The following is a 25,720-nucleotide window of genomic DNA, read 5'->3' on the forward strand; positions in this document are numbered from 1 at the left end:
ATCACGAGGGGAAAACCCGTAATGAGCTACAACCAGCCGGGCCCGTACGGCGGGCAGCAGCCGCAGCAGCCCGGACCGTACGGCCAGCCGGGGCCTTACGGCCAGCCGCAGGGCCAGCCCGGCCCTTACGGCCAGCAGCCGCAGGCCCCGCAGCCCGGTTACGGGTACCCGCAGCAGGCCCCGCAGGGTGTGCCGCAGCAGCAGCCTTACGGATATCCGCAGCAGCCCGGACAGCCCGGCCCCTACGGGCAGCAGCCCCAGTACGGCGCGCAGCAGCCGGGCGGCTATCCGCCTCCGCCGCCGGCCCAGGGCGGTGGCGGCAAGAAGACCGGTCTCATCATCGGCGCCGCGGTGCTGGTGGCCGCGCTGGGCGTGGGCGGGTACTTCGTCTTCGGCGGCGGCGGTGGCGGCCTCGAGGACGACGGCCCGCACAAGCTGACCGCGCCGAAGACCATCCTCGGCGGCAAGTACATGCGCGCCGACAAGAAGGATCCGGAGCCGAAGCCGGCCGACAAGGACTCCTCGAAGATGCTCGCCGCCAGCGGGGTGACCGATGCCATGTCCATCGGTTCGACCTACTCGACGATCGATCTGACGAAGCTCGACCCGAGCGACCCCACGGCGCTCGAGAAGGTCTCCAAGGCGCAGAACCTGGTCTTCATCGGCTTCTACGGCAAGATCGAGGACCCGGCGAAGGTCCTCGACGCGGCCTTCGCCGAGTTCAGCAAGAACACGAAGGACACGGAGACCAAGATGATCGGGGACCCGCAGGAGGTGAACCCCGACGGCCTGGACGGCGCTTTGATGAAGTGCCAGGAGGCCGAGAGCAAGAACCAGAAGACGGGCATGACCCAGAAGACCTACATGTGCCTGTGGTCCGACTACAGCACCCTCGGCATCGTCGAGCCGGTCCAGGGCGCGAAGGGCACCACGCTCGACGAGGCGGCGAAGCTCGCTTCCGACGTGCGCAACGAGGTGCGTGTCGCCAAGTAGCGGCACCGCGTACGCGAAAGGGGCGCCCCGTCAACGACCGGGCGCCCCTTCGGCGTTCAGGAACGAAGGCGCTACGCGCTCTTCTCGTGACGGCCGTTGCCCTCGTCCTTGACGATGCGCGGGACCAGCGTCGGGTTGACGTTGTTGCGGACGACGTCGCGCGTGATGACGACGCGGGCCACGTCCTTGCGGGACGGGACCTCGTACATCACCGACTGGAGGACCTCCTCCATGATGGCGCGCAGGCCGCGCGCGCCGGTGCCGCGGAGGATCGCCTGGTCGGCGATGGCCTCGAGGGCGGGAAGGTCGAAGTCCAGCTCGACGCCGTCGAGTTCGAAGAGGCGTTGGTACTGCTTGACCAGTGCGTTGCGCGGCTCGACGAGGATCTTCAGCAGCGCCTCGCGGTCCAGGTTGTGGACCGAGGTGATGACGGGCAGACGGCCGATGAACTCGGGGATCATGCCGAACTTGACCAGGTCCTCGGGCATGACCTCCTGGAACTGATCGCTCGCCTCGATCTCGCGCTTGGAGCGGATCGTCGCGCCGAAGCCGATGCCCTTCGCTCCCGCGCGCGACTCGATGATCTTCTCGAGGCCGGCGAACGCGCCGCCCACGATGAAGAGCACGTTCGTCGTGTCGATCTGGATGAACTCCTGGTGCGGGTGCTTGCGGCCGCCCTGCGGGGGCACGGAGGCCGTGGTGCCTTCCAGGATCTTGAGCAGGGCCTGCTGGACGCCCTCGCCGGAGACGTCACGCGTGATCGACGGGTTTTCGCTCTTACGGGCGACCTTGTCGATCTCGTCGATGTAGATGATCCCGGTCTCGGCCTTCTTGACGTCGTAGTCGGCCGCCTGGATCAGCTTGAGCAGGATGTTCTCCACGTCCTCGCCGACGTAGCCCGCCTCCGTCAGCGCGGTCGCGTCGGCAATGGCGAACGGGACGTTGAGCATGCGGGCGAGCGTCTGGGCGAGCAGCGTCTTGCCGGAGCCCGTGGGGCCCAGCAGCAGGATGTTGGACTTGGCGAGCTCGATCGCGTCGTCCCGGCCCTGCGCGCCGCCGTTCTCGCCGGCCTGGACGCGCTTGTAGTGGTTGTACACCGCGACCGAGAGGGCCTTCTTCGCGGGCTCCTGCCCGACGACGTATCCCTCGAGGAACTCATAGATCTCGCGCGGCTTGGGAAGTTCCTCCCACCGCACCTCGGAGGTCTCTGCGAGCTCCTCCTCGATGATCTCGTTGCAGAGGTCGATGCACTCGTCGCAGATGTACACACCGGGGCCTGCGATGAGCTTCTTCACCTGCTTCTGGCTCTTTCCGCAGAACGAGCACTTGAGCAGGTCGCCGCCATCACCGATGCGTGCCACGAGGTGCTTCCCCTTCGCCTGGGAGCGGCTTGGTTCAGCCGGCTCCTGGTGCCTCATATTCGACGGTACCTTGCCGAGCCCCCCGTACGGGCCCCCCTTGGCGCGGTTCACACATTGTCGTGTACCGCGCCAAGGGCGCCGATCGGTCAGGCGGCCGCTGCGGCCGTGCTCTTACGGGTCGAGACGATCTGGTCCACCAGGCCGTAGGCGAGGGCGCCGTCGGCCGTGAGGATCTTGTCGCGCTCGATGTCGTCGCGGATCTTCTCGATCGGCGTGGTGGAGTGCTTGGCCAGCATCTCCTCCAGCTGCTCACGCATACGAAGGATCTCGTTGGCCGCGATCTCCAGGTCGGAGAGCTGCTCGCGGCCGGTCTGCGAGGACGGCTGGTGGATCAGCACACGGGCGTGCGGCAGGGCCATCCGCTTGCCGGGCGTACCGGCGGCGAGCAGCACGGCCGCGGCGGACGCCGCCTGGCCCATGCACACCGTCTGGATGTCCGGCTTCACGAACTGCATCGTGTCGTAGATCGCGGTCAGCGCGGTGAAGGACCCACCGGGGCTGTTGATGTAGATCGAGATGTCACGGTCGGGGTCCATCGACTCCAGGCACAGCAGCTGCGCCATCACGTCGTTGGCGGACGCGTCGTCGATCTGCACGCCGAGGAAGATCACGCGCTCCTCGAAGAGCTTCGCGTACGGGTCGTACTCGCGCACGCCCTGCGAGGTGCGCTCGACGAAGCGCGGAACGACATAGCGGTTGTCCACCGCGGGGCCCGTGTAGAGGCCGCTCGCGGAGGTGCCGGAGTTTCCGGACAGACCGGGGATGCCGGGGAAGTTGCTCATGTGGGTGTTCACCATCCTGGTGGCGTTCGGCGGGCGGGGGCTCGGTGCGGCAGACGCTCAGGCGCCGGTGCCGCCGCCGCCCGGGACGCCCGAGGCGGCGGAGATGATCTCGTCGATGAGGCCGTAGTCCTTGGCCTCGTCGGCGGTGAACCAGCGGTCGCGGTCACCGTCGCGGATGATCGTCTCGACGGTCTGACCGGAGTGCTGGGCGGTGATCTCCGCCATCCGCTTCTTCGTACGGAGCAGGTACTCGGCCTGGATCTTGATGTCCGAGGCGGTGCCGCCGAGGCCGGCAGAACCCTGGTGCATGAGGATGTCGGTGTTGGGCAGCGCGAACCGCTTGCCGGCGGCTCCGCCGGTGAGCAGGAACTGGCCCATGGACGCGGCCATGCCCATGCCGATCGTCACCACGTCGTTCGGGATGTACTGCATGGTGTCGTAGACCGCCATGCCGGCCGTCACCGAACCGCCGGGGCTGTTGATGTAGAGGTAGATGTCCTTGTCCGGATCGGCGGCAAGGAGCAGCATCTGTGCGGTGATCTTGTTGGCGATGTCGTCGTCGACCTGCTGGCCGAGGAAGATGATCCGCTCGCCGAGCAGCCGGCTGTAGACCTGGTCGCCGAGGCCACCACCGATGGAGGGCTCGCCGGCGGCATAAGGCATCAGATTCGTCACGTGTCCACCTGCTCGTCTCTGACGGCTTCGACCGTCTCAGCGTCTTCGTAACCGGGGGCGGGGACTCCCCTGCCCTCGTATTCATGGACCCTAACGCGCAGGTCGGACAGAGCCATCCCGCTTCCCGAACTGTTCGCTCGGAGCGCAAGGTCGACACTCCTCGCGGGGCACGCGCGAAGGCCCTCAACGGGCCCTGACGGAAGACCGCGAACGGGCCGGGAAAGGCCGTGTACGGACCTGTGGAAGGCCGGTGGTACGCATACGGGCTCCGGGCGCGTGGTCGCGTCCGGAGCCCGTATGCAGCGTCAGCGCGAGGCTCAGGCCTCGTTCTTCTCGCCGGTCTCGCCCTCGACGGCGTCCTCGACCGTCTCGGCGGCGGCCTCGGTCACCTCGGCCTCGTCCTCTTCGTCCTCGAGGTCGACGACCTCGCCGTTGGTGTCGACGACCTTGGCGGCCTCGACGACCACGGCCAGCGCCTTGCCGCGGGCGACCTCGCCGACGAGCATCGGCACCTGGCCGCCCTCTACGACGGCCTGGGCGAACTGGTCGGGGCTCATGCCGGAGGACTGCGCACGCCGCATGAGGTGCTCGGTGAGCTCCTCCTGGTTGACGTTCAGCTTCTCCTTGTTGACGAGCTCGTCCAGGATGAACTGGGTCTTGATGCCCTTGACCGCCTGCTCCTTGGTCTCGGCGTCGAACTCTTCCTCGGTCTTGCCCTGGATCTCCAGGTACTTGGCGAGGTCGAGGCCCATCTGGCCGAGCTGGTGGTGCTCAAGGTTGTGCTTGCGGGTCTTGACCTCGTCCTCGAGGAGCTTCTCGGGGATCGGGACCTCCGCCAGCTTCAGCAGCTCGTCGAGGACGCGCTCCTGGGCCTGGGTGGCCTGGTCGTACTGCTTCATGTTCTCGAGGCGCTTGCGGCTGTCGGCCTTCAGCTCCTCGAGGGTGTCGAACTCGCTCGCCATCTGAGCGAAGTCGTCGTCGAGCTCGGGGAGCTCACGGGCGGCGACGGCGGTGACCTTGACGGTGACCTCCGCGTCCTTGCCCTCGGCGGAGCCGCCCTTCAGCTGCGAGGTGAAGGTGGCCTCGCCGCCGGCCTCCAGGCCGGTGACGGCCTCGTCGATGCCGTCGAGGAGCTCGCCGGAACCGATGGTGTAGGAGACACCCTCGGCGACACCGTCGGGCAGGACCTCGCCGTCGACCTTGGCCTCGAGGTCGATCGTGACGACGTCGCCCTCGGCGGCGGCGCGCTCGACCGGGTTCGTGGAGGCGAAGCGCTCACGGAGCTGCTCCACGGACTTCTCGACGTCCTCGTCGGTGACCTCGACGGCGTCGACCGTGACCTCGATGCCGGAGTAGTCCGGGATCTGGATCTCGGGGCGGATGTCGACCTCGGCGGTGAAGGCCAGCGTCTCGCCGTCCTTCAGCTCCGTGATGTCCACCTCGGGCTGACCGAGCGGGTTCAGCTCGGCCTCGTTGACCGCCTCGGTGTAGAGCTTGGGAAGGGCGTCGTTGACAGCCTCCTCCAGCACCGCACCACGGCCGAACCGCTGGTCGATCACTCGGGCCGGGATCTTGCCCTTGCGGAAGCCCTTGACCGTGACCTGCTGGTTGATCTTCTTGTACGCCGCGTCGAGGCTGTCCTTGAGCTCCTCGAAGGGCACCTCGACAGTGAGCCGAACCCGGGTCGGGTTCAGGGTCTCCACGGCGCTCTTCACGGTTCGGTCTCCTTGGTGGCTGACATCTTGGGGTACTGCTGGCGCCGGATTCGGCGATTCAGCGGATGGGGCCCGGCACATCAGACACACGGGCACACAGCCTGCATAGTAACGGCAAGCGGGAGGCGCCTCACAACGCGATCTTGCTGGTGGTCGGGGTGGCCGGATTCGAACCGACGACCTTCCGCTCCCAAAGCGGACGCGCTACCAAGCTGCGCCACACCCCGTCGGTGCGAACCGTAGGGTACATGCCCCGGCGGCGTGGACCGCCACCTTTACGCGGGCACAGGAACGGGGTGTGCGGCGAGGGCCCCGGACCCGCTACGATGCTTCTCGTGCCGCGGCCCTCGTGACCTGCGGTGCGAGCTTGCGGGCGTAGCTCAATGGTAGAGCCCTAGTCTTCCAAACTAGCTACGCGGGTTCGATTCCCGTCGCCCGCTCTGTGCACGACTCGGGCCCGGCCCGGTGATCATTCACCGGGCCGGGCCCGAGGTCGTTCCGCGAGGAGAGCGGCGCGGCCTCCCGGAAGGTGATCCCCGAAGAGATCCGGCAGAGCTGATCGCGGGAGCGCCCGGCGGTGGTCTCAGAAACTGATCTGGTTGATCGTCTCGGCTATCGAGTTCATGAATCTGTTGATCGACGGCGCCATGCCCGTCGAGGCAAGGAAGAAGCCGAAGAGGACCGCCACGATCGCGGGCCCGGCCTTGATGGAGCCGCCGCGGATCAGCACCACGAGGACGATCGCCAACAGAAGCACCACTGACAGTGAAATGGCCACAACTGATCACACCCTCGGTCGGTCCCGCCTTGCCGGCCCGGGAGCGCGCGGCCGGCACTCTCCCGTCTGCACCATCGTGCCACCAACCCACCTGCCCCTGCTGCGCGGTGACGAATCGTCGTGGAGAAGATCACGCCACCTCGGTACGGGCTCCCGCGGCGCGCGGCCGCCGCCCTCTTTCGTACGCAGTGAAATGCCGAAGGAAAATCAGAGGGATCGTTTCATAGTCCCCACATCTTGGTCACAAAAGGAGATCGGGAGACCTCGGGTGGCGAGAAGGCTTCAGAGAGGGGGATCAGATCGCCCCAGTAGGTCCTGTTTCACGCAGGGGCATACCCGCACAACTTGCCTGCTATACAGAATCGTTACTCTCGAATGCGCAACCTTTTCCCACCAACGAAAGGGCGGGCTATGGTCCTCGAATGCCCTTTGCTGCGCATGGATACGTAATGACCCCTCTCCCCGAGGCCGAGGAGACAGGGTCACTCACCACGAGACAGGCCGGCACCACTTCGGTCCCCACGACCACTGGCCTGAATCCCCCCACGCAGCCCGCCGCCAGGTCCACCCGTCGAGACCCGTACTTCGACAACGCGAAGTACCTGGCCATCCTGTTGGTGGCCCTGGGTCATGTCTGGCCCACCGTGATCGAGGACAGCCGGGCCACCCGGGGCCTCTACATGTTCCTGTACACCTTCCACATGCCGGTGTTCATCCTGATCTCCGGCTATCTGTCCCGCAGTTACACCGGACGCCCCGATCAGCTGCGACGGCTCCTCACCGGAGTGGCGCTGCCCTACGTCGTCTTCGAGGTGGCGTACACGGTCTTCGCGAGGTACGGGACCGACTACCCGGAGAAGCCCATAAGCCTTCTCCAGCCCTTCTACCTGATGTGGTTCCTGCTCGCGCTGTTCATATGGCGGCTGACGACTCCGCTGTGGCGGGTCGTGCGGTGGCCGCTGGCGGTGTCGCTGGGCATCGCCGCGCTCGCGACGCTCACGCCGGGCATCGGCCCTGCCCTCGAACTCACGCGGGTACTGCAGTTCCTTCCTTTCTTCGTACTGGGCCTGTGCATGACACCCGAGCACTTCCGGCTCCTGCGGCGGCGCGGACCGAGAGCACTCGCCGTGCTCGTGTTCGCCGGCACGATCCCCTTCACCTACTGGGTGACCCCCAGCATTCCCATGAACTGGTTCTACCGGTCCAGGAGCGTTCAGGAGCTCGGGCTGCTGTGGTGGCCGGGGCTGATCCGGGCGAGTGTGCTGTTCTGCTGCGCACTGGTGCTGACGGCGGCGTTCCTCGCCCTGGTACCCGGCCGACGGCATTGGTTCACGGTGCTGGGCGCGGGGACCATCTGCGGCTATGTGCTGCACGGCTTCCTGATCCGCGGAGCCGGTTATGCGGGAGTCTTCGAGCACCACCCGTGGCTGACCACTCCGCCCGGGAGGATCGCCGTGACCCTGGCCATGCTCGCGGTCATGACGCTCCTGTGCACGCCACCCGTGCGCCGAGTGATGAAGGCCGTGACGGAGCCCGAGATGAAGTGGGCCTTCCGCCGGGATGCGACGGAGCCCAAGCCCCGCGGTTGAGCAGGCGGGCATCACCCGCCGCCCGCCGGTCAGATCTCCGCCCCCGCCGGTTCCGCGGGAACCGGCGCACGCTCACGTCCTCGTCCCTGCGCCCGGCGGGGACCGGGTGCTTCTCCGGCCCTGGCAACGCGCCCCGGCCGGGCGGCCGGCCGGGTGAAATGCGGGAGGGAATTCAACGTGATCGTTTCACTCTCCCCACACTTCGGTCACCAGAAATTCGAAGATGCCCCGTGAGGTAATTCACTCCATCGTGGAACCTGGACGGTTTGCCCCATTTAAGGGGGATTAACCAGGGCATACGGGCCTGTTGGCGGCCGTGTCAGATTCGAATAGGGCAGATGCCCGGCGTGTTTTACGAAATCGAATAGGCGCGGCTAGGGTGCCTTGAATGTTCCACGCTGCGCATGGATACGAGAGGGCTCCGGCACCCGAGGTCAAGGAGCCCGAGACCACCCCGACGAGCCGGGCGGCGACCGCTCTCGCCCCTGCCACGAGCGGCCTGAAGTCCGCTCCGCGGACGGCCCCCAAGTCCACTGGACGGGAGGCCTACTTCGACAACGCGAAGTATCTGGCCATCGTGCTCGTGGCCGTGGCCCACGCCTGGGAACCGGTGATGGAGGGCAGCAGGGCAGCGCGTGCCCTGTACATGGTGATCTACACCTTCCACATGCCGGCCTTCATCATCGTCTCCGGCTACTTCTCCCGGAGCTACCAGGGCAAGCCGCATCAGCTCAGACGACTGGTCACCGGCATCGCGCTGCCGTACGTCGTCTTCGAGGTGGCCTACTCCCTCTTCGCCCGGTACGGGAACGACGATCCGTCCCATCCGATCAGCCTGCTCGACCCGTACTACCTGACGTGGTTCCTGGCCGCGCTGTTCATCTGGCGGCTCACCACGCCGCTGTGGCGGATCGTGCGGTGGCCGCTGCCGATCGCGCTGGCCATCGGCACGTTGGCCACTCTCACCCCGGACATCGGGGCGGACCTCAACCTCGCGCGTGTGCTCCAGTTCCTCCCGTTCTTCGTACTGGGCCTGTGCCTGAAGCCGGAGCACTTCCAGATGTTGCGCCGGCGGGAGGTGCGTCTGCCGGCCGTTCCGTTCTTCGCCGCGACACTCGTCTTCGCGTACTGGGTCGCGCCCCGGATGAACCTCGGCTGGTTCTACCGCTCCAGCAGCGTGCAGGACCTGGGCTGGCCGTGGTGGTCGGGGCTCGTGGTGATCATCGCGTTCTTCGGATGCGCGGTGCTGCTGAGCGCCGCGTTCCTCGCGCTGGTGCCCGGCCGCCGGGCCTGGTTCACGGTGCTGGGCGCAGGGACGATCAGCGGGTACCTGTTGCACGGTTTCGTCGTCAAGGCCGGTGACTACTGGGGGCTGTTCGAGAGCGTGAAGTGGCTCGGCAGCCCGGTCGGCCTGGTAGTGGTGACGATCTGCGCGACGGGCATGGTGACCGTGCTGTGCTCGCCGCCGGTTCGCCGGGCGCTGAAGTGCGTCACGGAGCCGGAGATGACGTGGGCGTTCCGCCAGGAGGCCACCGAGGCGGGACCGCGCCGGTAACGCCGCCACGACCCGCCGGGGCCGGCGGCCGACTCTCAGCCGGCCGACGGCCCCTTTTCGGCTGCCAGGCCGAGCAGTTCACGGGTCCTGGCGTACTTCTCCGTCAGCCTGTTCCGCGTCGCCTCGTCGAGCAGGGCCAGGCGCGCGGGGTCGGCGTTGTCGGCCAGGTCGGCCTGCTTGACCAGCAGCGCGCCGGGAGTGTTCAGGATGCGCCGGGTGTACGTCTCCAGGTCCTCGCCCTCGCCCTTGGTCAGCGCGAGGACCATCTCCTTGACGGACTGCGGCAGCGCGGCCCGTTCCAGCCATTCGCGGCTCAACGCGTCGTCCTCGACCGCGTCATGGAGCCAGCCCGCGGCGATCTGCTCCTCGCTCCCGCCCCGAGCACGTACTCCTTCGGCGACGGCCGCGATGTGGTTCACGTAGGGCCGGCCCGCCTTGTCCCGCTGGGCGGCGTGGGCCTCGCGGGCGATGGCCTCGACCTCGGCCAGGGTCAGCATCTGCTCGGACATGGCACGACTCTACGCCGCGGCGGCAGGCACCCGAAGCGCTCCCCGGGATCACCAAGTAATCGTTTGGTAAACTAATTGCTGACGCTTCCTTGACCATCTCTTGACGCAACGCGGCGTCCCGGAGACCGTCGTGCTGCGCGACCGGAAGGGACTGGGCCCATCGGCCACAGACACGGTCATAGCCACGGGTGGCGCGGATCATCGTCGTCGACGACATCTTCCTGGCCGTCTGCCTGGCAGCGCTCCGGCCCATCCTGTCGCCCTTCAGGCCGTCAACGTCTCCACCACCCTGCTCGCCCGGGGGAGTTCGCCCTGATCCTCGCGACGATGGCGGCGGGCACCGCGCTGGACGACCGGCTCTCGCCCTTCATCGCCGGGTACGCCCCTGATCCTCGCGGTCCTCGCGCCGCTCGCGGTGGGACGGTCGCACCGGCTGGCCAGGATCCTGCCGGGTCTCGGCGGGGGCCTGGGAAGGGGGAACGGGCGGGCCGGTCACCCTCACGCCTGGCGGCACAGCAGCAGCAGCGCCCGGTCGTCGTTGACGTCCTTGGCGACGGCCTCGATCAGGTGCCAGGCGGCACCCTCGAAGCCGGCGGCCACATAGCGGTCCGCCTCGCCGGTCAGCCGGTCGATGCCCTCGCTGATGTCCCGGCCCGACGCCTCCACGAGACCGTCGGTGAACAGCATCAGCACGTCGCCGGGGCGCAAAGAGCCCTTGACCGGGTCGAACTGGGCCGCGTCGTACACACCGAGGAGCGGGCCCTCTGCTGCCATCTCCTCCCAGCGGCCGCTGCCCGCGTGGAGCTGGAGTGCGGGCAGATGTCCCGCGGACAGCAACTCGTAGTCGCCTGAGTCGAGATCGAGCACGAGGTGGATGGACGTGGCGAAGCCCTCGTCCCAGTCCTGCCGCAGCAGATAGCCGTTGGCCGCGGGAAGGAAGCCGTGGGGCGGCAGCGAGCCGAGCAGTCCGCCGAACGCACCGGACAGCAGCAGCGCCCGTGACCCCGCGTCCATCCCCTTGCCGGACACGTCCGTGAGAACGACCTCCAGGGTGCGGCCGCCGTTGGTGCGGGCGGCGACCACGAAGTCGCCGGAGAACGACTGGCCGCCGGCCGGGCGCAGCGCCATCTCCTGGTGCCAGCCCTTCGGCAGCCGCGGCAGGGCGCTCTGCACCCGGATGCGTTCGCGCAGGTCGAAGAGCATGGTGCCGCCGCGCCGCCACGGCACGCCGACCCTGGCCCTGAACTGGGCGATCAGCAGGCCGAACATGCCGCACGCCGCGACGACCAGGACCGTGCCGGGGGTGACTCTCGCCGGGCCGTCCGTGTACGGACCGAGCGCTATGGACTCCACGATGAGGGCCGCGGCCGCGGCCGCGTAGAGGGCGAGCAGACTCGCCGGCCGCAACAGCAGGCCGCCCGCCACGATCGGCAGGACCAGCGCCACCGGTGAACACCACACGGGCGCGGCGATCGTGCCCCACGTGATCGCGGGGATCGTCAGCAGCAGTCCGGCCAGGGCCAGCCGGTCGGAGCCGTCGCCTCGGAAGTAGTCGACCCCGGACTTGCGCAGCGCGATGCGTGCCCGGTGCACCGCTTTCCGCAACCGGGCCGTGGACGAGTCTGCTGCAGAGCCGCGGGCCATTGCCGTGGACCTTATCCACCCGCCGCCCCGGCGTGCAGGGGTACCCCCACGACATTGCGTTCGAAATCGGGTCGCGACGGGTCGTGAACGACTGGTAGGGATGGCATATGACGACAGATCTGCGGGTGCTGCGACAGTCCGAGTGGGACCGGTGGTACCGGAGTCTGGAGCTCGCCTTCGGCGGCGTCCCCGAGACCCGGCCGGAGCGCGAACTCTGGGCCGACCTGACGGAGACGGAACGCTCCATCGGCGTTTGGGACGGCGACGACTGCGTCGGCACCGCGGGGGCGTTCACCTTCTCCGTCTCCGCGCCGGGCGGCCGGTTCGTGCCCGCGGCCGGCGTGACCATGGTCAGCGTGGCGGCGACCCACCGGCGGCGCGGGATCCTCACCTCGATGATGCGGCGCCAACTCGACGACGTCCGCTCCTGGGGCGAACCGCTCGCGGTGCTCACGGCCTCCGAGCCGGAGATCTACGGCCGGTTCGGCTACGGAGTCGCCACCCACCAGATTTCCGTCGAGATCGACTCGTCGCGGACGCGGATCACCGCGCCAGCCGGTGCCGACGACGTTCGGATCCGCTTCGTGCCGATCGCAGAGGGCGCCCAGGCGTGCGAGGAGGTGTACCTGCGCACGATCGGCACACGGCCCGGGATGCTCGCCCGCCGGCCCGGCTGGGAGCGGCTGCCGCTGCTGGACCCGCCGAGCGAGCGGGAGGGTGGGTCCGCCATGCAGTGCGTGCTCGCGGAACGGGACGGTCAGGTCGTGGGGTACGCCCGCTTCCACAACAAGCCGAGTTGGTCGGCTGCCGGCCCCGAGGGCTCCATCTCGGTACGGCACATCGACGCGCTGGACCCGGTGGCGTACGCGGCGCTGTGGCGTTTCCTGTGCGGCATCGACCTGACGACGACCGTACGGTCCCGCAACCGTCCCGTGGACGACCCGCTGCTCCAGCTGGTCACGGACATCCGCCGCTGCGGCGTGCGGGTACGGGACTCGTTGCATGTCCGGCTGGTCGACGTGGGGGCCGCGCTGGAGGCCCGGCGCTACACGGCGCCGGTCGACGTGGTGTTCGACGTCGAGGACGCCTTTTGCCCCTGGAACACCGGCCGTTGGCGGCTGACGGGCGACGCGAAGGGCGCGTCGTGCGAGCGGACCCGGGACGAGGCGGATCTGTCGCTGTCCGTAAGGGAGTTGGGGGCGGCGTATCTGGGCGGCGTGTCGCTGTCGACTCTGGCGGGGGCGGGGCGGGTGCGGGAATTGCGGGAAGGGGCCCTGGCTGAGGCGTCGGTGGGGTTCGGCTCCGACGTCGCGCCGTGGTTGCCGCACGGGTTCTAGCGGGGGAGAGCGCCGCGGGGGCGTGGGGGCCTGGGGCGGGCTCGTTCACTCACATGCCCCTTCCAGCTGTACCGATGTGCGGCTCCGCCGCGTGGCGGGGCAGGCCCGGGAGCCCGGTTTCGCTAGGGACGGGGCGGTTCAGGCCGTGGGTGGCTGGCAGGTCGGGCACCAGAAGAGGTTGCGGGCCGACAGTGGTGCAGTGCGGATGTGCGTGGTACAGACATGGCACGGCATGTTGGCCCGGCGGTACACGTAGACCTCGCCGCCGTGGTCGTCCACACGCGGTGCCCGGCCCATCGCCTCCGGAGTGTGTACCGGGCGGACCGTGTCGATGCGGTTGTTGCGGACGCCCTCGCGCATCAGCGCTGTCAGGTCCTCCCAGATCGCGTCCCACTGGCGGCGCGTGAGGTCCTTGCCGGCCCGGTAGGGGTCGATGCCGTGGCGGAAGAGGACCTCCGCGCGGTAGACGTTTCCGACGCCGGCGATGATCTTCTGGTCCATCAGCAGCGCGGCGATCGTCGTGCGGGAGCGGGAGATCCGCGCCCATGCCCGGTCCGGGTCGTCGGACGGCCTGAGCGGGTCGGGCCCGAGCCGTTCGTGTATCGCCCGCTTCTCGGGTGCGGTGATCAGCGCGCAGGTGGTCGGGCCGCGCAGGTCGGCGTAGTGGTCCTCGTTCAGGACGCGCAGGCGGACCGTGTCGGTGGGCGGCGGCGCGGGTGCCGTGCCGAAGCCGAGCTTGCCGAACAGGCCGAGGTGGATGTGGACCCAGCCGATGTCCTCGAAGCCGAGGAACAGGTGCTTGCCGTGCGCGTCTGCGCCGTCGAGCACGCGGCCGTCGAGGAGCGCGGCGCTGTCGGAGAACTTGCCCTGGGGGCTGCTGACCCGGACGTTCCACCCCGCGAAGCGGTGGAGGTAGTCCTCCGCGAGGCGATGGATCGTGTGCCCCTCGGGCATGGGGTCGGTCCTCCTGGGCGGCATGACCGTGCCGCCGGGACGGACCCGGCGGCACATGGAAGCGGATACGGGCGCGGGGCTCAGCCCTGCTGCGGGTGGTGGGCCGGGATCGGGGGGAGCTCGCCGGTGGTCTCGTACGCGGAGAGCATCTCGATTCGGCGGGTGTGGCGTTCCTCACCCGAGTACGGAGTGCCGAGGAAGATCTCGACGAACTTCGTCGACTCCTCGAGGGTGTGCATCCGCCCGCCGATGGCCACGACGTTGGCGTTGTTGTGCTCACGGCCGAGCGCGGCGGTCTGCTCGCTCCAGGCGAGCGCGGCACGCACGCCCTTGACCTTGTTGGCGGCGATCTGCTCGCCGTTGCCCGAGCCGCCGATCACGATGCCGAGGCTGCCCTCGTCCGCGACCGTCCGCTCCGCGGCACGCAGGCAGAACGGCGGGTAGTCGTCCTGGGCGTCGTAGATGTGGGGACCGCAGTCCACAGGCTCGTGGCCATGGGCCTTGAGCCACTCGACGAGGTGGTTCTTGAGTTCGAAGCCGGCATGGTCCGAGCCGAGGTACACGCGCATGGTTCGAGTGTGGCATGCGGGGCAGGCGCAGTCCGGCGCGGGGCCGGGCTCGGGGCGCGCCGGAGTGACGAGCGCAACGAAACGGATTCGACGCTTCCGTACTGGCGCGTACTGGGTTGTAATTCCCAAGTTCGTAACCCGAGCGGCACCAAGACATAAGGATTCGTCCATGACGACGCAGTCGACCCTCACAAAGGAAGGCGACACGCCCGGCACCCCGGGACAGTCGCCTTCCCCCGAAGGTCTCAAGGCCGGTCTCAAGAACCGCCACCTTTCCATGATCGCCATCGGCGGTGTGATCGGCGCCGGCCTGTTCGTCGGATCCAGCTCCGGCATAGCCGCGGCCGGCCCGGCGATCCTGCTGTCGTACGCGCTCGTGGGCATGCTGGTCGTCTTCGTGATGCGGATGCTGGGCGAGATGGCCGCCGCGAGCCCGAACTCCGGCTCCTTCTCCGCCTACGCCGACCGCGCGCTCGGGCGCTGGGCGGGCTTCTCCATCGGCTGGCTCTACTGGTTCTTCTGGGTCGTCGTGCTGGCCGTGGAGGCCACGGCCGGCGCCGAGATCCTGGAGGGCTGGATGCCGGCCGTCCCGCAGTGGGGCTGGGCGCTGATCGTCATGGTCGTACTGACGGCCACCAACCTGGTCTCCGTCTCCTCGTACGGCGAGTTCGAGTTCTGGTTCGCCGGCATCAAGGTCGTCGCCATCGGCGCCTTCGTCATCATCGGTCTGCTGGCCGTCTTCGGTGTGCTGCCGGGCTCCGACAATCCCGGGGCGGGCCTCGCCCACCTGACCGACGCGGGCGGATTCATGCCGAACGGCGCCGGCGCGATCCTCGCCGGTGTGCTGCTGGTCGTCTTCTCCTTCATGGGCAGCGAGATCGTCACCCTGGCGGCCGGCGAGTCGGAGAACCCGCGCCGGGCGGTCACCAAGGCCACCAATTCGGTGATCTGGCGTGTCGGTTTCTTCTACCTCGGCTCGATCTTCGTCGTGCTGACGCTGCTCCCGTGGAACGACAAGTCCATCGAGGAGAAGGGGTCGTACGTCGCCGCCCTGGACTCGATCGGCATCGCGAACGCCGGTCAGATCATGAACGTGATCATCCTGACGGCGGTCCTCTCCTGCCTCAACTCGGGCCTCTACACCGCCTCGCGCATGGCCTTCTCGCTCGGTGAGCGCGGTGACGCGCCCAAGTCGTTCGCCAAGGTCAACGCCAAGGGCGTGCCGACGGCGGCCATCCTTGCCTCTGTGGTCTTCGGCTTCGCCGCCGTGTACTTCAACTACGCCTACAAGGACACGGTCTTCCTCTTCCTGCTCAACTCGTCCGGCGCGGTCGCCCTGTTCGTCTGGCTGGTGATCTGCTTCACCCAGCTGCGGATGCGGGGCATCCTGCTGCGCGAGGCGCCGGAGAAGCTGACGGTGAAGATGTGGCTCTTCCCGTACCTCACCTGGGCGACCGCCGCGATGATCACCTTCGTGCTCGTCTACATGGTCGTCGACGAGGCCAACCGGCAGGTCGCGCTGCTTTCGATCGCCGTCGCCGCGGTGGTGGTCGCGATCGCCCTGACCCGCGAGAAGTTCTCCCCGCGGCCCGCCGCCGCACCCGTCACGGCCGCCCGTGACGAAGAGGTGGAGCCGGTCGCCGGAGCCTGAGAGAACCCGACGCCTCAGGTCGAGTGGCGTCAGAAGGGAGGCTCCCGTCCGTCCTGCAAGGGACGGACGGAGCCTCCCTTCTTTTTCCCGTCCCTGGTGCGAACCGGGAAACGCAAGAGGCCCGCCGGTCTCAGGATGCTGAGAATCGGGGCGGGCCTCTTCTGCGGCCAGGGGCCGTGTACGTCAGCCGCGGCGGCCGATGAGCTTCCAGGCGGTCGGCAGCGCGCCCATAGCCAGGGCCGCCTTCAGCGCGTCGCCGATCAGGAACGGCACCAGGCCGGCCGCGACCGCATCACCGAGGGACATGCCGGTGGCCAGCGCCAGGTAGGGGACGCCCACCGCGTAGATGATCGCCGAGCCGGCCGCCATCGTGCCCGCCATGCGCAGCACGGAACGGTCGGCGCCGCGCCGGGCCAAGTGGCCGACGACGGTCGCGGCGAGCAGCATGCCGAGGATGTAGCCGAAGGACGGCATCGCATAGCCGGACGTCGCCTGCGCGAACCACGGCATGCCCGCCATGCCGGCCACCGTGTACAGGGCGAGGGAGAGGAAGCCGCGGCGCGCGCCCAGTGCTGTGCCCACGAGGAGGGCCGCGAAGGTCTGGCCGGACACGGGGACCGGGGAGCCGGGGACCGGGACGGCGATCTGCGCCGCGATGCCGGTGAGCGCGGCGCCGCCGACGACGAGGGTGATGTCCCGGACGCGGGAGGCGGGCAGCAGGTCGGCGAGGACGAGCCCCGATCGGACGGGGGCGGCAGCAGTGCTCATCGGGACTCCGCGAGGGTGAGGGCAGTTCGGGACAGGGTGACCGTAGCCCACGGAGAATCGCTCGATCACCAGCAGCCGCCCACAAAGCGGCGGTTGACGGCTTGGTGGGGTTCGCACAAAGAACATCGATCATGTCGGCGATGACGTGATGCTCATCACTGAGGTCGAAGGCGTAGGCGTCCGTTTTGCACAGGAGGTGCCAACTCGGGAAGACTGTAGAGACCCCATAACTCCTACCGAGTGATGCGAAAGTTCTCCAGCACATGCACGACGCGCCGCCCACGTCCCTGGCCGCAGAGGCCGAACCCCTCAGCCACGGGCTCAAGCAGCGCCATCTGACGATGCTCGGCCTCGGCGGGGTGATCGGCGCAGGACTCTTCGTGGGATCGGGCGCAGGCATCGCGCTGGCCGGCCCCGGCATCGTGCTCTCCTACCTGATCGCGGGCGCCCTCGCGATGCTGGTGATGCGCATGCTGGGTGAGATGTCCTCCGCGATGCCCGCTTCCGGTTCGTTCTCCGTGCACGCGGAACGCGCGCTCGGGCGGTGGGCCGGGTTCAGCGTCGGCTGGCTGTACTGGTTCCTGCTGGTGGTGGTGCTCGCAGCGGAGGCGACGGCCGCCGCGGCGATCGCCCACGGCTGGGCACCTGCCGTCCCCCAATGGGGCTGGGTGCTGGTGTTCATGGTGGTCTTCACCGCCGCCAACCTGACCGCGGTGAAGAACTTCGGCGAGTTCGAGTTCTGGTTCGCCGCACTCAAGGTCGGCGCGATCGTGCTCTTCCTGGCACTCGGCACTCTGGCGATCTTCGGGCTGCTGCCGGACACCGACCCGGTCGGCCTCACCCGGCTCACGGGCGAGGGCGGCTTCCTGCCGGGCGGCTGGTCCGGCGTGATTTCCGGCGTGCTCGTCGTCGTCTTCGCCTTCGGCGGCCTCGAAGTCGTCACCATCGCGGCCGCGGAGACCTCGGACCCGGCCCGCGCGGTGGGCCGCGCCGTGCGCAGCGCGGTGGTCCGCATCCTCTTCTTCTATGTGGGCTCGATGGCCGTCATCGTGACCGTCATGCCCTGGACGGCGCAGAAGGCGGGCCTCAGCCCCTATGTCTCCGTACTCGACTCGATCGGGGTGCCGAGCGCCGGAAGGATCATGGAGATCGTCGTCTTCGTGGCGCTGTTGTCCGCTCTCAACGCCAACCTGTACGGCGCCTCCCGGATGGTGTTCTCGCTCGCTGAGCGTGGCGAGGCGCCGAAGGGGCTGTTGAAGCTGAGCATGGGCGGCGTGCCGCGCAAGGCGGTGCTCGCCTCCGTCGCGTTCGGCTTCGTGTCCGTGCTGCTCAATCTGAAGTGGCCGGATTCGGTCTTCCTCTACATGCTCAACTCGGTCGGCGCGGTACTGCTGTTCGTCTGGGCGCTGATCGCGGTGTCGCAGCTGCGGCTGCGCCGGCGCCTCGAGCGCGAGGCGCCGGAGAAGTTGACGCTGCGCATGTGGGGCTTTCCGTGGCTCACCTGGGTCGTGCTCGCCGCGATGGCGGCGGTACTGGGGCTGATGCTCACCGATGACGCGGCCCGGCCTCAGGTGTTGTGGTCGAGCGGCGCGACCGCCGGTGTACTGCTGGTTTCCGCCGTCCGCGAGCTACGCGAACGACGCCGCCGCATTGCGGGGCTCCCGTGTGCGGATGTTGACGTTCCGTGAAGATCGTGACCGTATAGCGGACATCGGTTCCCTGTGAGCGGCGATCATGCCCACACTGGGCCGCTCCCCCGTCTCAGCTCATGAACAGGGCACGCCCATGTCTCGGACCACCGCGCCCGCGCCCGTCGACCAGCCGGCCGACGCCACGCTCACGCACGGCCTCAAACAACGCCACCTGTCGATGATCGCCCTCGGCGGTGTCATCGGTGCCGGGCTCTTCGTGGGATCGGGCGCCGGCATCGCCGCGGCCGGACCGTCGATCGTCGTCGCGTACGCCCTCTCCGGACTGCTGGTCATGCTGGTGATGCGGATGCTGGGCGAGATGTCGGCGGCCAACCCCGCCTCCGGCTCCTTCTCCGTGCACGCGGAGCGGGCCATCGGGCCGTGGGCAGGCTTCACCGCCGGCTGGGCGTTCTGGTTCCTGCTGTGCGTGGCCGTCGGCCTGGAGGCCATCGGCGCCGCGGGCATCATGACGGGGTGGTTCCCCGGGACTCCCGAGTGGGCCTGGGTGGCGCTGTTCATGCTGGTGTTCTGCGGTACGAACCTGGCGGCGGTGAAGAACTTCGGCGAGTTCGAGTTCTGGTTCGCCGCACTGAAGGTCGGCGCGATCGTGCTCTTCCTGGGCATCGGCGTCCTCGCGATCGCCGGCGTCCTTCCGGGAAGCGAGGCCCCGGGCACCGCCAACCTCACCGGTGACGGCGGCTTCATGCCGAACGGCAGCGAGGGCCTGATCGTCGGCCTCCTCGCCTCCGTCTTCGCCTACGGAGGCCTGGAGACGGTCACCATCGCCGCCGCCGAGTCCGAGCACCCGGTGCAGGGCGTCGCCAAGGCCGTTCGCACCGCGATGTGGCGTATCGCCGTCTTCTACATCGGCTCGATGGCGGTCATCGTCACGCTCGTGCCGTGGCACGACAAGGCGGTCGCCGAGAAGGGGCCGTACGTCGCGACCCTGGACCACCTGGGGATCGACGGCGCGGGCCAGATCATGAACGTGGTCGTGCTGATCGCCCTGCTCTCCGCGATGAACGCCAACATCTACGGCGCCTCCCGGATGGCGTGCTCGCTGGTCGCCCGCCGTCAGGGACCGACGGCGCTGGGCCGGATCTCCGGCGGCGTGCCGCGGACCGCCGTGCTCGTCTCCTCCGTCTTCGGCTTCCTGTGCGTGCTGCTGTCGTACTGGCGGCCGGACGACATCTTCATGTGGCTGCTCAACACGATCGGCGCGATCATCCTGGTCGTCTGGTTCTTCATCGCCGTCTCGCAGTTGGTGCTCCGCCGCCGCACCGAGCGGGAGAACCCCGAGAAGCTGGTCGTGAAGATGTGGCTGTTCCCCGGCCTCACGCTGCTCGCCCTGGCCGGCATGACGACCGTCTTCGGGCTGATGCTGCGCGAGGAGGAGACCCGGATGCAGCTGCTCGGCACCGGTGTCCTGACGCTGGTCCTCGCCGTCGTCGGATTCGTGCTGCAGAAGACGCGTGAGTCCCGGTCCGCCACCGGGGCCGGCGCGAGGGACTGAGCGCGGCAGCGCACGGAACGGCCCGGACGGCGCAGTGCCCCCGCGAGTCATGTACTCGCGGGGGCACTGCGCCGTCCGGGCTGCGGCTGCCGCCGGAACGCGGGCGCTGCCGTCCGGTGGGCGGGTCAGTCGAAGACGGGGCCCTGGGTCCGCGTGCGCTTGATCTCGTAGAAGCCCGGGATCGACGCGACCATGAGCGTCCCGTCCCAGAGCCGGGCCGCCTCCTCGCCCTTGGGGGCGGGGGTGACGACCGGACCGAAGAAGGCGATCTGCTCGCCGTCGGAACCAGGCACCGCGATGACCGGCGTGCCGACTTCCTGGCCGACCTTCTCTATGCCCTCCTTGTGGGAGGCGCGCAGCTGGGCGTCGTACGTGCCCTTGTCGGCGAAGTCGGCGAGGGACGTCGGCAGACCGACGTCCCTCAGCGCCGCGACGACGGCCTCCCGGACGGGGCCCATGCCCTCGTTGTGGAAGCGGGTGCCGAGCGCGGTGTAGAGCTTGCCGACCACCTCGTCGCCGTGCTCCTGCTGGGCCGCGATGACGACGCGCACCGGGCCCCAGGCCTTGTTCTCCAGCATGTCCCGGTACTCCTCGGGAAGCTCGTCGAGCTTGTCCTCGTTGAGTACGGCGAGGCTCATCACATGCCAGCGCACCTCTACGTCACGGACCTTCTCCACCTCGAGCATCCAGCGGGAGGTCATCCAGGCCCAGGGGCACAGCGGGTCGAACCAGAAGTCCACGGGCGTCTTGCCGTTGTGCGACATATCACTCCTTGGAAGGGATCGGCGCCCTGCGCGCCTGCCCGGGCAACGCCGCCGATGGCTCCGCCGATTCCCGTGGGAGGATCGCTCGTGTTCGAACGAGACACGAAGGAGTGCTTGTGCCCGGTGAGAATCTGTCCCGCGACGAGGCCCGCTCCCGGGCCGGACTGGTGTCCGTCGACGGGTACGAGGTGGCCCTCGACGTGCGGTCCGCGGTCGGGGAGCCCGAGGACGCCTCAGGGCCGCGCACCTTCCGGTCGGTGACCACGATCCGGTTCCGGGTGAACGAGCCGGGTGCTTCGACCTTCGTCGACCTGCTCGCCCCGTCCGTGACGGCGGTCACCCTCAACGGACGTGAGCTGGACCCCGCGACCGTCTTCGACGGTTCCCGGATCGCGCTGGACGACCTGGCGGCGGAGAACGTGCTCGTCGTCGACGCCCGGTGCGCCTACAGCCGCACCGGTGAGGGACTGCACCGCTTCGTCGATCCCGAGGACGGCGAGGTCTACCTCTACACCCAGTACGAGCCGGCCGACGCGCGCCGGGTCTTCGCCGACTTCGAACAGCCCGACCTCAAGGCGCCGTTCCGGTTCGAGGTGACCGCCCCCGAGGGCTGGACGGTGTGGAGCAACCGCGAGGGCGCCCGCGCCGAGGACGGGACCTGGCGGTTCGCCGAGACGGCACCGATCTCGACGTACATCACGGCGGTCGTCGCCGGGCCGTACCACTACGAGACCGACCTGTACGAGCGTGAACTGGCCGACGGCACGGTCCTGCGGATCCCGCTGGGTGCGATGTGCCGCAAGGGGCTCGCCAAGCACTTCGACGCGGACGACATCTTCCTCGTCACCAAGCAGGGCCTCGACTTCTTCCACGAGCACTTCGACTACCCGTACCCCTTCGGGAAGTACGACCAGGCGTTCGTGCCCGAGTACAACATCGGCGCCATGGAGAACCCCGGCTGCGTGACGTTCCGCGAGGAGTTCGTCTTCCGCGGCAAGGTGACACAGGCGTCGTACGAGCGCCGGGCCAACGTCATCCTGCACGAGATGGCGCACATGTGGTTCGGCGACCTCGTCACCATGCAGTGGTGGGACGACCTGTGGCTCAAGGAGTCCTTCGCGGACTTCATGGGCTCCTTCTCGATGGTCGAGGCGACGCGCTTCACCAACGGATGGGTCACCTTCGCCAACAACCGCAAGGCCTGGGCGTACCGCGCCGACCAGCTGCCGTCGACGCACCCGGTGACGGCCGACATCCGCGACCTCGAGGACGCCAAGCTCAACTTCGACGGCATCACGTACGCCAAGGGCGCGGCCGTGCTCAAGCAGCTCGTCGCGTACGTGGGCCGGGACGCGTTCATGGAGGGCGCCCGGCGCTACTTCAAGCGCCACGCGTACGGCAACACCCGGCTCGGAGACCTGCTGTCCGTGCTGGAGGAGACGTCCGGGCGTGACATGAAGGACTGGTCCCGGTCCTGGCTCGAGACCTCCGGCGTGAACGCGCTGACGCCCGAGGTGGCGTACGACGCGGAGGGGCGCATCGCCGAGCTGGCGATCTCCCAGGACGGTGACACGCTCCGGCCGCACCGGGTGGCCGTCGGCCTCTACCGGATCGAGAACGCGGAGCTCGTGCGGTACGCGCAGGCCGGGGTGGACGTCACCGGCGCGCGCACGGTCGTGCCCGAACTCGCCGGCGAGGAGCGGCCCGGACTCGTCCTGGTCAACGACGAGGACCTGACCTACTGCAAGGTCCGCTTCGACGAGGACTCGCTGGCGACGCTGCGGGCGCATCTCGGCGACATCACCGACCCGCTGGCACGGGCGCTGTGCTGGTCCGCGCTGTGGAACCTGACGCGGGACGCGCTCATGCCGGCGCGTGACTTCGTGGAACTCGTGCTGAAGTTCGCCGGGAGCGAGTCCGACATCGGTGTGCTGCAGATGCTCCACGCGTGGACACGGTCGGCCCTCGTGCACTATGTGGCCCCGCAGTGGCGCGAGGAGAGCGGCCGGCTGCTCGCGTCCGGCGCGCTGGACGAACTGCGGCGCGCGGAGCCGGGCAGCCAGCATCAGCTGACGTGGGCCCGCTTCTTCGCCTCGGTGGCGACGGACGAATCGGACTTCCGGCTGCTCTCCGGGCTGCTGGCGGGCACCGAGAAGATCGACGGCCTGGACGTCGACCAGGAACTGCGCTGGTCGTTCCTGGAACCGCTGGCCGCGCACGGGGTCGCCGACGAGTCGGCGATCGCGGCGGAACTGGCGCGCGACGACACGGCCTCCGGCAAGCGGCACGAGGTGCGCTGCCTGGCGTCGCGGCCTTCGGCCGCGGTCAAGGACCAGGCGTGGGCGACGGTGGTGGAGTCGGACAAGCTGTCCAACGCGCTCGTCGAGGCGACGATCTCGGGCTTCGTCCAGCCGTCGCAGCGTGAACTGACCGCCCCGTACACCGAGAAGTACTTCGAGGCGATCGAGCGGGTGTGGTCCGAGCGGTCGATCCAGATCGGGATGGACGTGGTGCGGGGCCTGTACCCGTCCCTCCAGGACTCCCGGGCCACGCTCGACGCGACGGACGAGTGGCTGGCCGCGCACGAGTCGGCGGCGCCGGCGCTGCGGCGGCTGGTAGCGGAGTCCCGCGACGATCTGGCGAGGGCGTTGCGGGCGCAGGAGCGCGACGGGGCGTGACGGTCGGGGCGAGGTCCGCCCCCGGCGGGCCCCGCCCCACCCAGCCCCTTACCGAAACCGGGGCGGGCCCCGGACCTGCCCGCGCTCCGCACGGTGTTCCGGAGGCGCTGCCCCCGGACCCCGCGCCTCGATCGCCGATACGGGGCTGGACCTGCCCCCTGCCGGGGCCTCGGCCGCGCGGGCAAGGCCGAGCGCGCGGAGCGGGACAGGGCCCGCCCGGCACGGCCACGGCTGCCAGGCAGCAGGGGAGCTTGAGGACACTGCCGAAGGCCGTACCGGTTACGGGCCGCGCCCGGCACGCGGCACCCGGCGGGCCGGGCCCGGCACAGGCGGGGCCCCGTACGTGGCCGAGTCGCACACCGGCAACAGCGGCCGGGGCAGGGCACGACACCGGCCCCACATCGGCACTCGAACGTGCGTACTTTAGTGTGCGGTTGTCCTGAATTGTCGACGAGCTTGTAACAGCGGTTAGCCCGGTCCGGCGGCGCGGGCATCCCATCGGCATGAACCAGTCCAACGCTCCCCTCTCTCCCCTCCCCCTCAGCCGGCCCGACGGCGACGTGCGCCGGCGGGTCGTGTCCGGGGCGCAGTTGCGTACGCACGGCTACACGCCCTCGCGGGTCGCCGAGAAGTGCCGGCCCGGCGGGGACTGGCAGTTGCTGCTGCCGGGGGTGTACCTGCTGCATCCCGGACCGGCCACCGGCGAGGAGCGACTGCATGCCGCGCTGCTGTACGCCGGCCGGCCGGTGCTGCCGTGCCAGCGGCACGACTCGGCGCCGTACGGCGAAGCGATGGCCACCGGGCTCGCCGCGCTCGCGCTGCACGGATTCGCCGCGGCTCCACCGCTGACCTCGATCGAGTCGATCGACGTGCTCGTGCCCCGGACGCGGCGGCTGCGGTCGATTGGGTTCGCCCGGCTGGTGCGGGGGCATTCGATGCCCCGGGCCAAGGAGGTCGGCGGCGTGCCCGTGGCCCCCGCGTCCCGCGCCCTCGCCGACGCGGTGGCGCAGCTCGACGACGCGGGACTGCTGGGCCGGCTGCTGACGGAGGCCGTGCGGGGCGGGCACTGCGAGCCCGCCGCGCTGGTGCGGGAGTTCGACGACGCGCGGCTGCTCGACCACCCGCACGTCGTCAGCGCCGTGGACGAACTCCTCGCGGAGGGCCGTGCAGTGGCGGAGGGCAGGCTGTACGGGCTCGTCCGCGACGGCGGTCTGCCCGACCCTCTGTGGAACGTGGACCTCCGTCTCCCCGGCGGCCCTCGTCTCGGTCAGGTCGACGCGTACTGGCCGGAACAGGCCGTGGCCGTGGAGCTGGACACGCGCGCGCCCCGCCAGGACGAGGACGGCCAGTGGTCCCGGTACGCGCGCAAGCGGGAGCATCTGGAGCGGCTGGGCATCACCGTCGTGCACCTGACCCCGGGCAGGCTCCGTGAGTCGCCCGAGCAGCAGGCGACCGTGGTGCGCACCGCGCTGATGGCCGCCGCGGACCGGGAGCCCGCCGCCTATGTGGTGGTGCTGCCCCGCTGAGCGACCCTGCCGAGAACCGGCCTGGAGTGCCACAGCTCCAGGCCCACGTCGACGAGTTCGACGCGGTGGAGCGCCGGCACCGCCTCCAGCGGGTGCCAGGCGGCGAGGTCCGTGGATCCGCCGGTCTCGTTGCGCAGCTCGCCGCCGGTGATCCGGCCCTCGTACACGATCCGCAGGCCCTGGAAGTCCGCGAAGGCGCCCAGCTTGCGCGGGTAGCGCCGGCGTACCGAGTCGAGGCCGAGCAGCGCGGTCATCTCGGCGATGTAGCCGGTCTCTTCCTCGACCTCGCGGACGACGGTGTCGAGGGGGTCCTCACCGTGGTCCATGCCGCCGCCCGGCAGCGTCCACTTCTTCGCGCCGTCGCGCGCGACCCAGCGGGCCAGCAGGATCTGTCCGTCCCGTATGCAGACGGCGTACGACGCGACCCTCAACTCCTTGTTCATTCGGTGAGATTACCGGCGCGTCAGCTCATCGAGGTGGATAAGCGCCTGTTCGTCCTCGATGGCGCACGATCCGCGGTGGCGGGTTTCCGCCATGACACATCCCGTCTCGATCAACTCTCCACAAACCCCTGTCATTTACGCAAGGCTGAGCGGTCATCCGGCACC

21 protein-coding genes, 2 tRNA genes and 1 pseudogene are annotated in these 25,720 nt (G+C 69.2%); 11 read left to right on the forward strand and 13 right to left on the reverse strand.

Going from position 1 to position 25,720, the window contains the following annotated elements; genetic code table 11:
• Positions 1-21 precede the first annotated feature (21 nt).
• A complete protein-coding gene (locus MDN94_RS02055; RefSeq protein WP_482724281.1) occupies positions 22-993 on the forward strand; it encodes a hypothetical protein in 972 nt (323 codons plus the stop codon).
• 71 nt (positions 994-1,064) lie between these two features.
• Here the strand turns inward: MDN94_RS02055 and clpX are convergent, their stop codons facing one another.
• From clpX to MDN94_RS02080, 5 genes are all read right to left on the reverse strand, one after another.
• Positions 1,065-2,354 (reverse strand): ATP-dependent Clp protease ATP-binding subunit ClpX, encoded by a 1,290-nt coding sequence (clpX, locus tag MDN94_RS02060; RefSeq protein ID WP_441263005.1) that lies wholly within the window; start codon positions 2,352-2,354, stop codon positions 1,065-1,067.
• Between the two features lie 146 nt (positions 2,355-2,500).
• A complete protein-coding gene (locus tag MDN94_RS02065) occupies positions 2,501-3,211 on the reverse strand; it encodes an ATP-dependent Clp protease proteolytic subunit (protein ID WP_482724282.1) in 711 nt (236 codons plus the stop codon).
• 42 nt (positions 3,212-3,253) lie between these two features.
• Entirely contained in the window at positions 3,254-3,859 is a 606-nt protein-coding gene (locus MDN94_RS02070) for an ATP-dependent Clp protease proteolytic subunit (protein ID WP_441263171.1), read from the reverse strand.
• Between the two features lie 329 nt (positions 3,860-4,188).
• On the reverse strand, positions 4,189-5,586 hold the full coding sequence (gene tig, locus MDN94_RS02075; RefSeq protein ID WP_482724283.1) for a trigger factor: 1,398 nt from the start codon (positions 5,584-5,586) through the stop codon (positions 4,189-4,191).
• Positions 5,587-5,736: 150 nt separating this feature from the next.
• Positions 5,737-5,813 (reverse strand) — tRNA-Pro (locus tag MDN94_RS02080).
• Between the two features lie 142 nt (positions 5,814-5,955).
• Here MDN94_RS02080 and MDN94_RS02085 point away from each other — a divergent pair.
• Positions 5,956-6,026 (forward strand) — tRNA-Gly (locus MDN94_RS02085).
• Between the two features lie 143 nt (positions 6,027-6,169).
• On the opposite strand, the gene MDN94_RS02090 is transcribed toward MDN94_RS02085, so the two are convergent.
• Positions 6,170-6,364 (reverse strand): hypothetical protein, encoded by a 195-nt coding sequence (locus MDN94_RS02090; protein ID WP_005317603.1) that lies wholly within the window; start codon positions 6,362-6,364, stop codon positions 6,170-6,172.
• A 449-nt stretch (positions 6,365-6,813) separates the two neighbouring features.
• Between MDN94_RS02090 and MDN94_RS02095 the strand changes: the two genes are divergently transcribed.
• A complete protein-coding gene (locus tag MDN94_RS02095) occupies positions 6,814-7,953 on the forward strand; it encodes an acyltransferase family protein (protein WP_482724284.1) in 1,140 nt (379 codons plus the stop codon).
• A gap of 388 nt (positions 7,954-8,341) precedes the next feature.
• Positions 8,342-9,508, forward strand: a complete 1,167-nt coding sequence (locus MDN94_RS02100) for an acyltransferase family protein (protein WP_482724285.1) — start codon at positions 8,342-8,344, stop codon at positions 9,506-9,508.
• Between the two features lie 35 nt (positions 9,509-9,543).
• On the opposite strand, the gene MDN94_RS02105 is transcribed toward MDN94_RS02100, so the two are convergent.
• The gene (locus MDN94_RS02105; protein WP_482724286.1) at positions 9,544-10,017 is read right to left on the reverse strand and encodes an HD domain-containing protein; all 474 of its coding nucleotides are present in this window, start codon (positions 10,015-10,017) and stop codon (positions 9,544-9,546) included.
• A 274-nt stretch (positions 10,018-10,291) separates the two neighbouring features.
• On the opposite strand from MDN94_RS02105, the pseudogene MDN94_RS02110 reads away from it, so the two are divergent.
• A pseudogene (locus tag MDN94_RS02110) lies at positions 10,292-10,621 on the forward strand (hypothetical protein); the annotation flags it as partial.
• On the opposite strand, the gene MDN94_RS02115 reads toward MDN94_RS02110, so the two are convergent.
• A complete protein-coding gene (locus MDN94_RS02115) occupies positions 10,516-11,661 on the reverse strand; it encodes a PP2C family protein-serine/threonine phosphatase (protein ID WP_482724287.1) in 1,146 nt (381 codons plus the stop codon). The pseudogene MDN94_RS02110 and the gene MDN94_RS02115 sit on opposite strands and share 106 nt — an antisense overlap.
• A 107-nt stretch (positions 11,662-11,768) precedes the next feature.
• On the opposite strand from MDN94_RS02115, the gene MDN94_RS02120 reads away from it, so the two are divergent.
• Complete coding sequence (locus tag MDN94_RS02120; RefSeq protein ID WP_482724288.1) at positions 11,769-12,998, forward strand: GNAT family N-acetyltransferase; 1,230 nt, start codon at positions 11,769-11,771, stop codon at positions 12,996-12,998.
• A gap of 138 nt (positions 12,999-13,136) precedes the next feature.
• On the opposite strand, the gene MDN94_RS02125 is transcribed toward MDN94_RS02120, so the two are convergent.
• Positions 13,137-13,952, reverse strand: coding sequence for an Fpg/Nei family DNA glycosylase (locus tag MDN94_RS02125; protein ID WP_482724289.1), 816 nt, complete (start codon positions 13,950-13,952; stop codon positions 13,137-13,139).
• An 80-nt stretch (positions 13,953-14,032) separates the two neighbouring features.
• Positions 14,033-14,521 carry a ribose-5-phosphate isomerase gene (locus MDN94_RS02130; protein WP_482724290.1) on the reverse strand — a complete coding sequence of 163 codons (489 nt, stop codon included), beginning with the start codon at positions 14,519-14,521 and terminating at the stop codon, positions 14,033-14,035.
• A 169-nt stretch (positions 14,522-14,690) separates the two neighbouring features.
• On the opposite strand from MDN94_RS02130, the gene MDN94_RS02135 reads away from it, so the two are divergent.
• Positions 14,691-16,172 carry an amino acid permease gene (locus tag MDN94_RS02135; RefSeq protein ID WP_482724291.1) on the forward strand — a complete coding sequence of 494 codons (1,482 nt, stop codon included), beginning with the start codon at positions 14,691-14,693 and terminating at the stop codon, positions 16,170-16,172.
• A 183-nt stretch (positions 16,173-16,355) separates the two neighbouring features.
• On the opposite strand, the gene MDN94_RS02140 is transcribed toward MDN94_RS02135, so the two are convergent.
• Entirely contained in the window at positions 16,356-16,940 is a 585-nt protein-coding gene (locus tag MDN94_RS02140) for a biotin transporter BioY (RefSeq protein ID WP_482724292.1), read from the reverse strand.
• 263 nt (positions 16,941-17,203) lie between these two features.
• On the opposite strand from MDN94_RS02140, the gene MDN94_RS02145 reads away from it, so the two are divergent.
• Both MDN94_RS02145 and MDN94_RS02150 read left to right on the forward strand, forming a co-directional pair.
• On the forward strand, positions 17,204-18,628 hold the full coding sequence (locus MDN94_RS02145; RefSeq protein WP_482724293.1) for an amino acid permease: 1,425 nt from the start codon (positions 17,204-17,206) through the stop codon (positions 18,626-18,628).
• Positions 18,629-18,725: 97 nt separating this feature from the next.
• On the forward strand, positions 18,726-20,144 hold the full coding sequence (locus MDN94_RS02150) for an amino acid permease (RefSeq protein ID WP_482724294.1): 1,419 nt from the start codon (positions 18,726-18,728) through the stop codon (positions 20,142-20,144).
• 125 nt (positions 20,145-20,269) lie between these two features.
• Here MDN94_RS02150 and MDN94_RS02155 read toward each other — a convergent pair whose 3' ends face one another.
• Positions 20,270-20,908: a mycothiol-dependent nitroreductase Rv2466c family protein gene (locus tag MDN94_RS02155; protein ID WP_482724295.1), complete on the reverse strand. Its 639-nt coding sequence runs from the start codon at positions 20,906-20,908 to the stop codon at positions 20,270-20,272.
• A gap of 116 nt (positions 20,909-21,024) precedes the next feature.
• Between MDN94_RS02155 and pepN the strand changes: the two genes are divergently transcribed.
• Both pepN and MDN94_RS02165 read left to right on the forward strand, forming a co-directional pair.
• Complete coding sequence (gene pepN, locus MDN94_RS02160) at positions 21,025-23,586, forward strand: aminopeptidase N (RefSeq protein WP_482724296.1); 2,562 nt, start codon at positions 21,025-21,027, stop codon at positions 23,584-23,586.
• Between the two features lie 503 nt (positions 23,587-24,089).
• On the forward strand, positions 24,090-25,112 hold the full coding sequence (locus tag MDN94_RS02165; protein WP_482724297.1) for a hypothetical protein: 1,023 nt from the start codon (positions 24,090-24,092) through the stop codon (positions 25,110-25,112).
• Here the strand turns inward: MDN94_RS02165 and MDN94_RS02170 are convergent.
• A complete protein-coding gene (locus tag MDN94_RS02170) occupies positions 25,088-25,555 on the reverse strand; it encodes an NUDIX hydrolase (protein ID WP_482724298.1) in 468 nt (155 codons plus the stop codon). The two genes, MDN94_RS02165 and MDN94_RS02170, sit on opposite strands and share 25 nt — an antisense overlap.
• Positions 25,556-25,720 lie beyond the last annotated feature (165 nt).

This window comes from Streptomyces sp. WAC00040 (assembly GCF_056835925.1).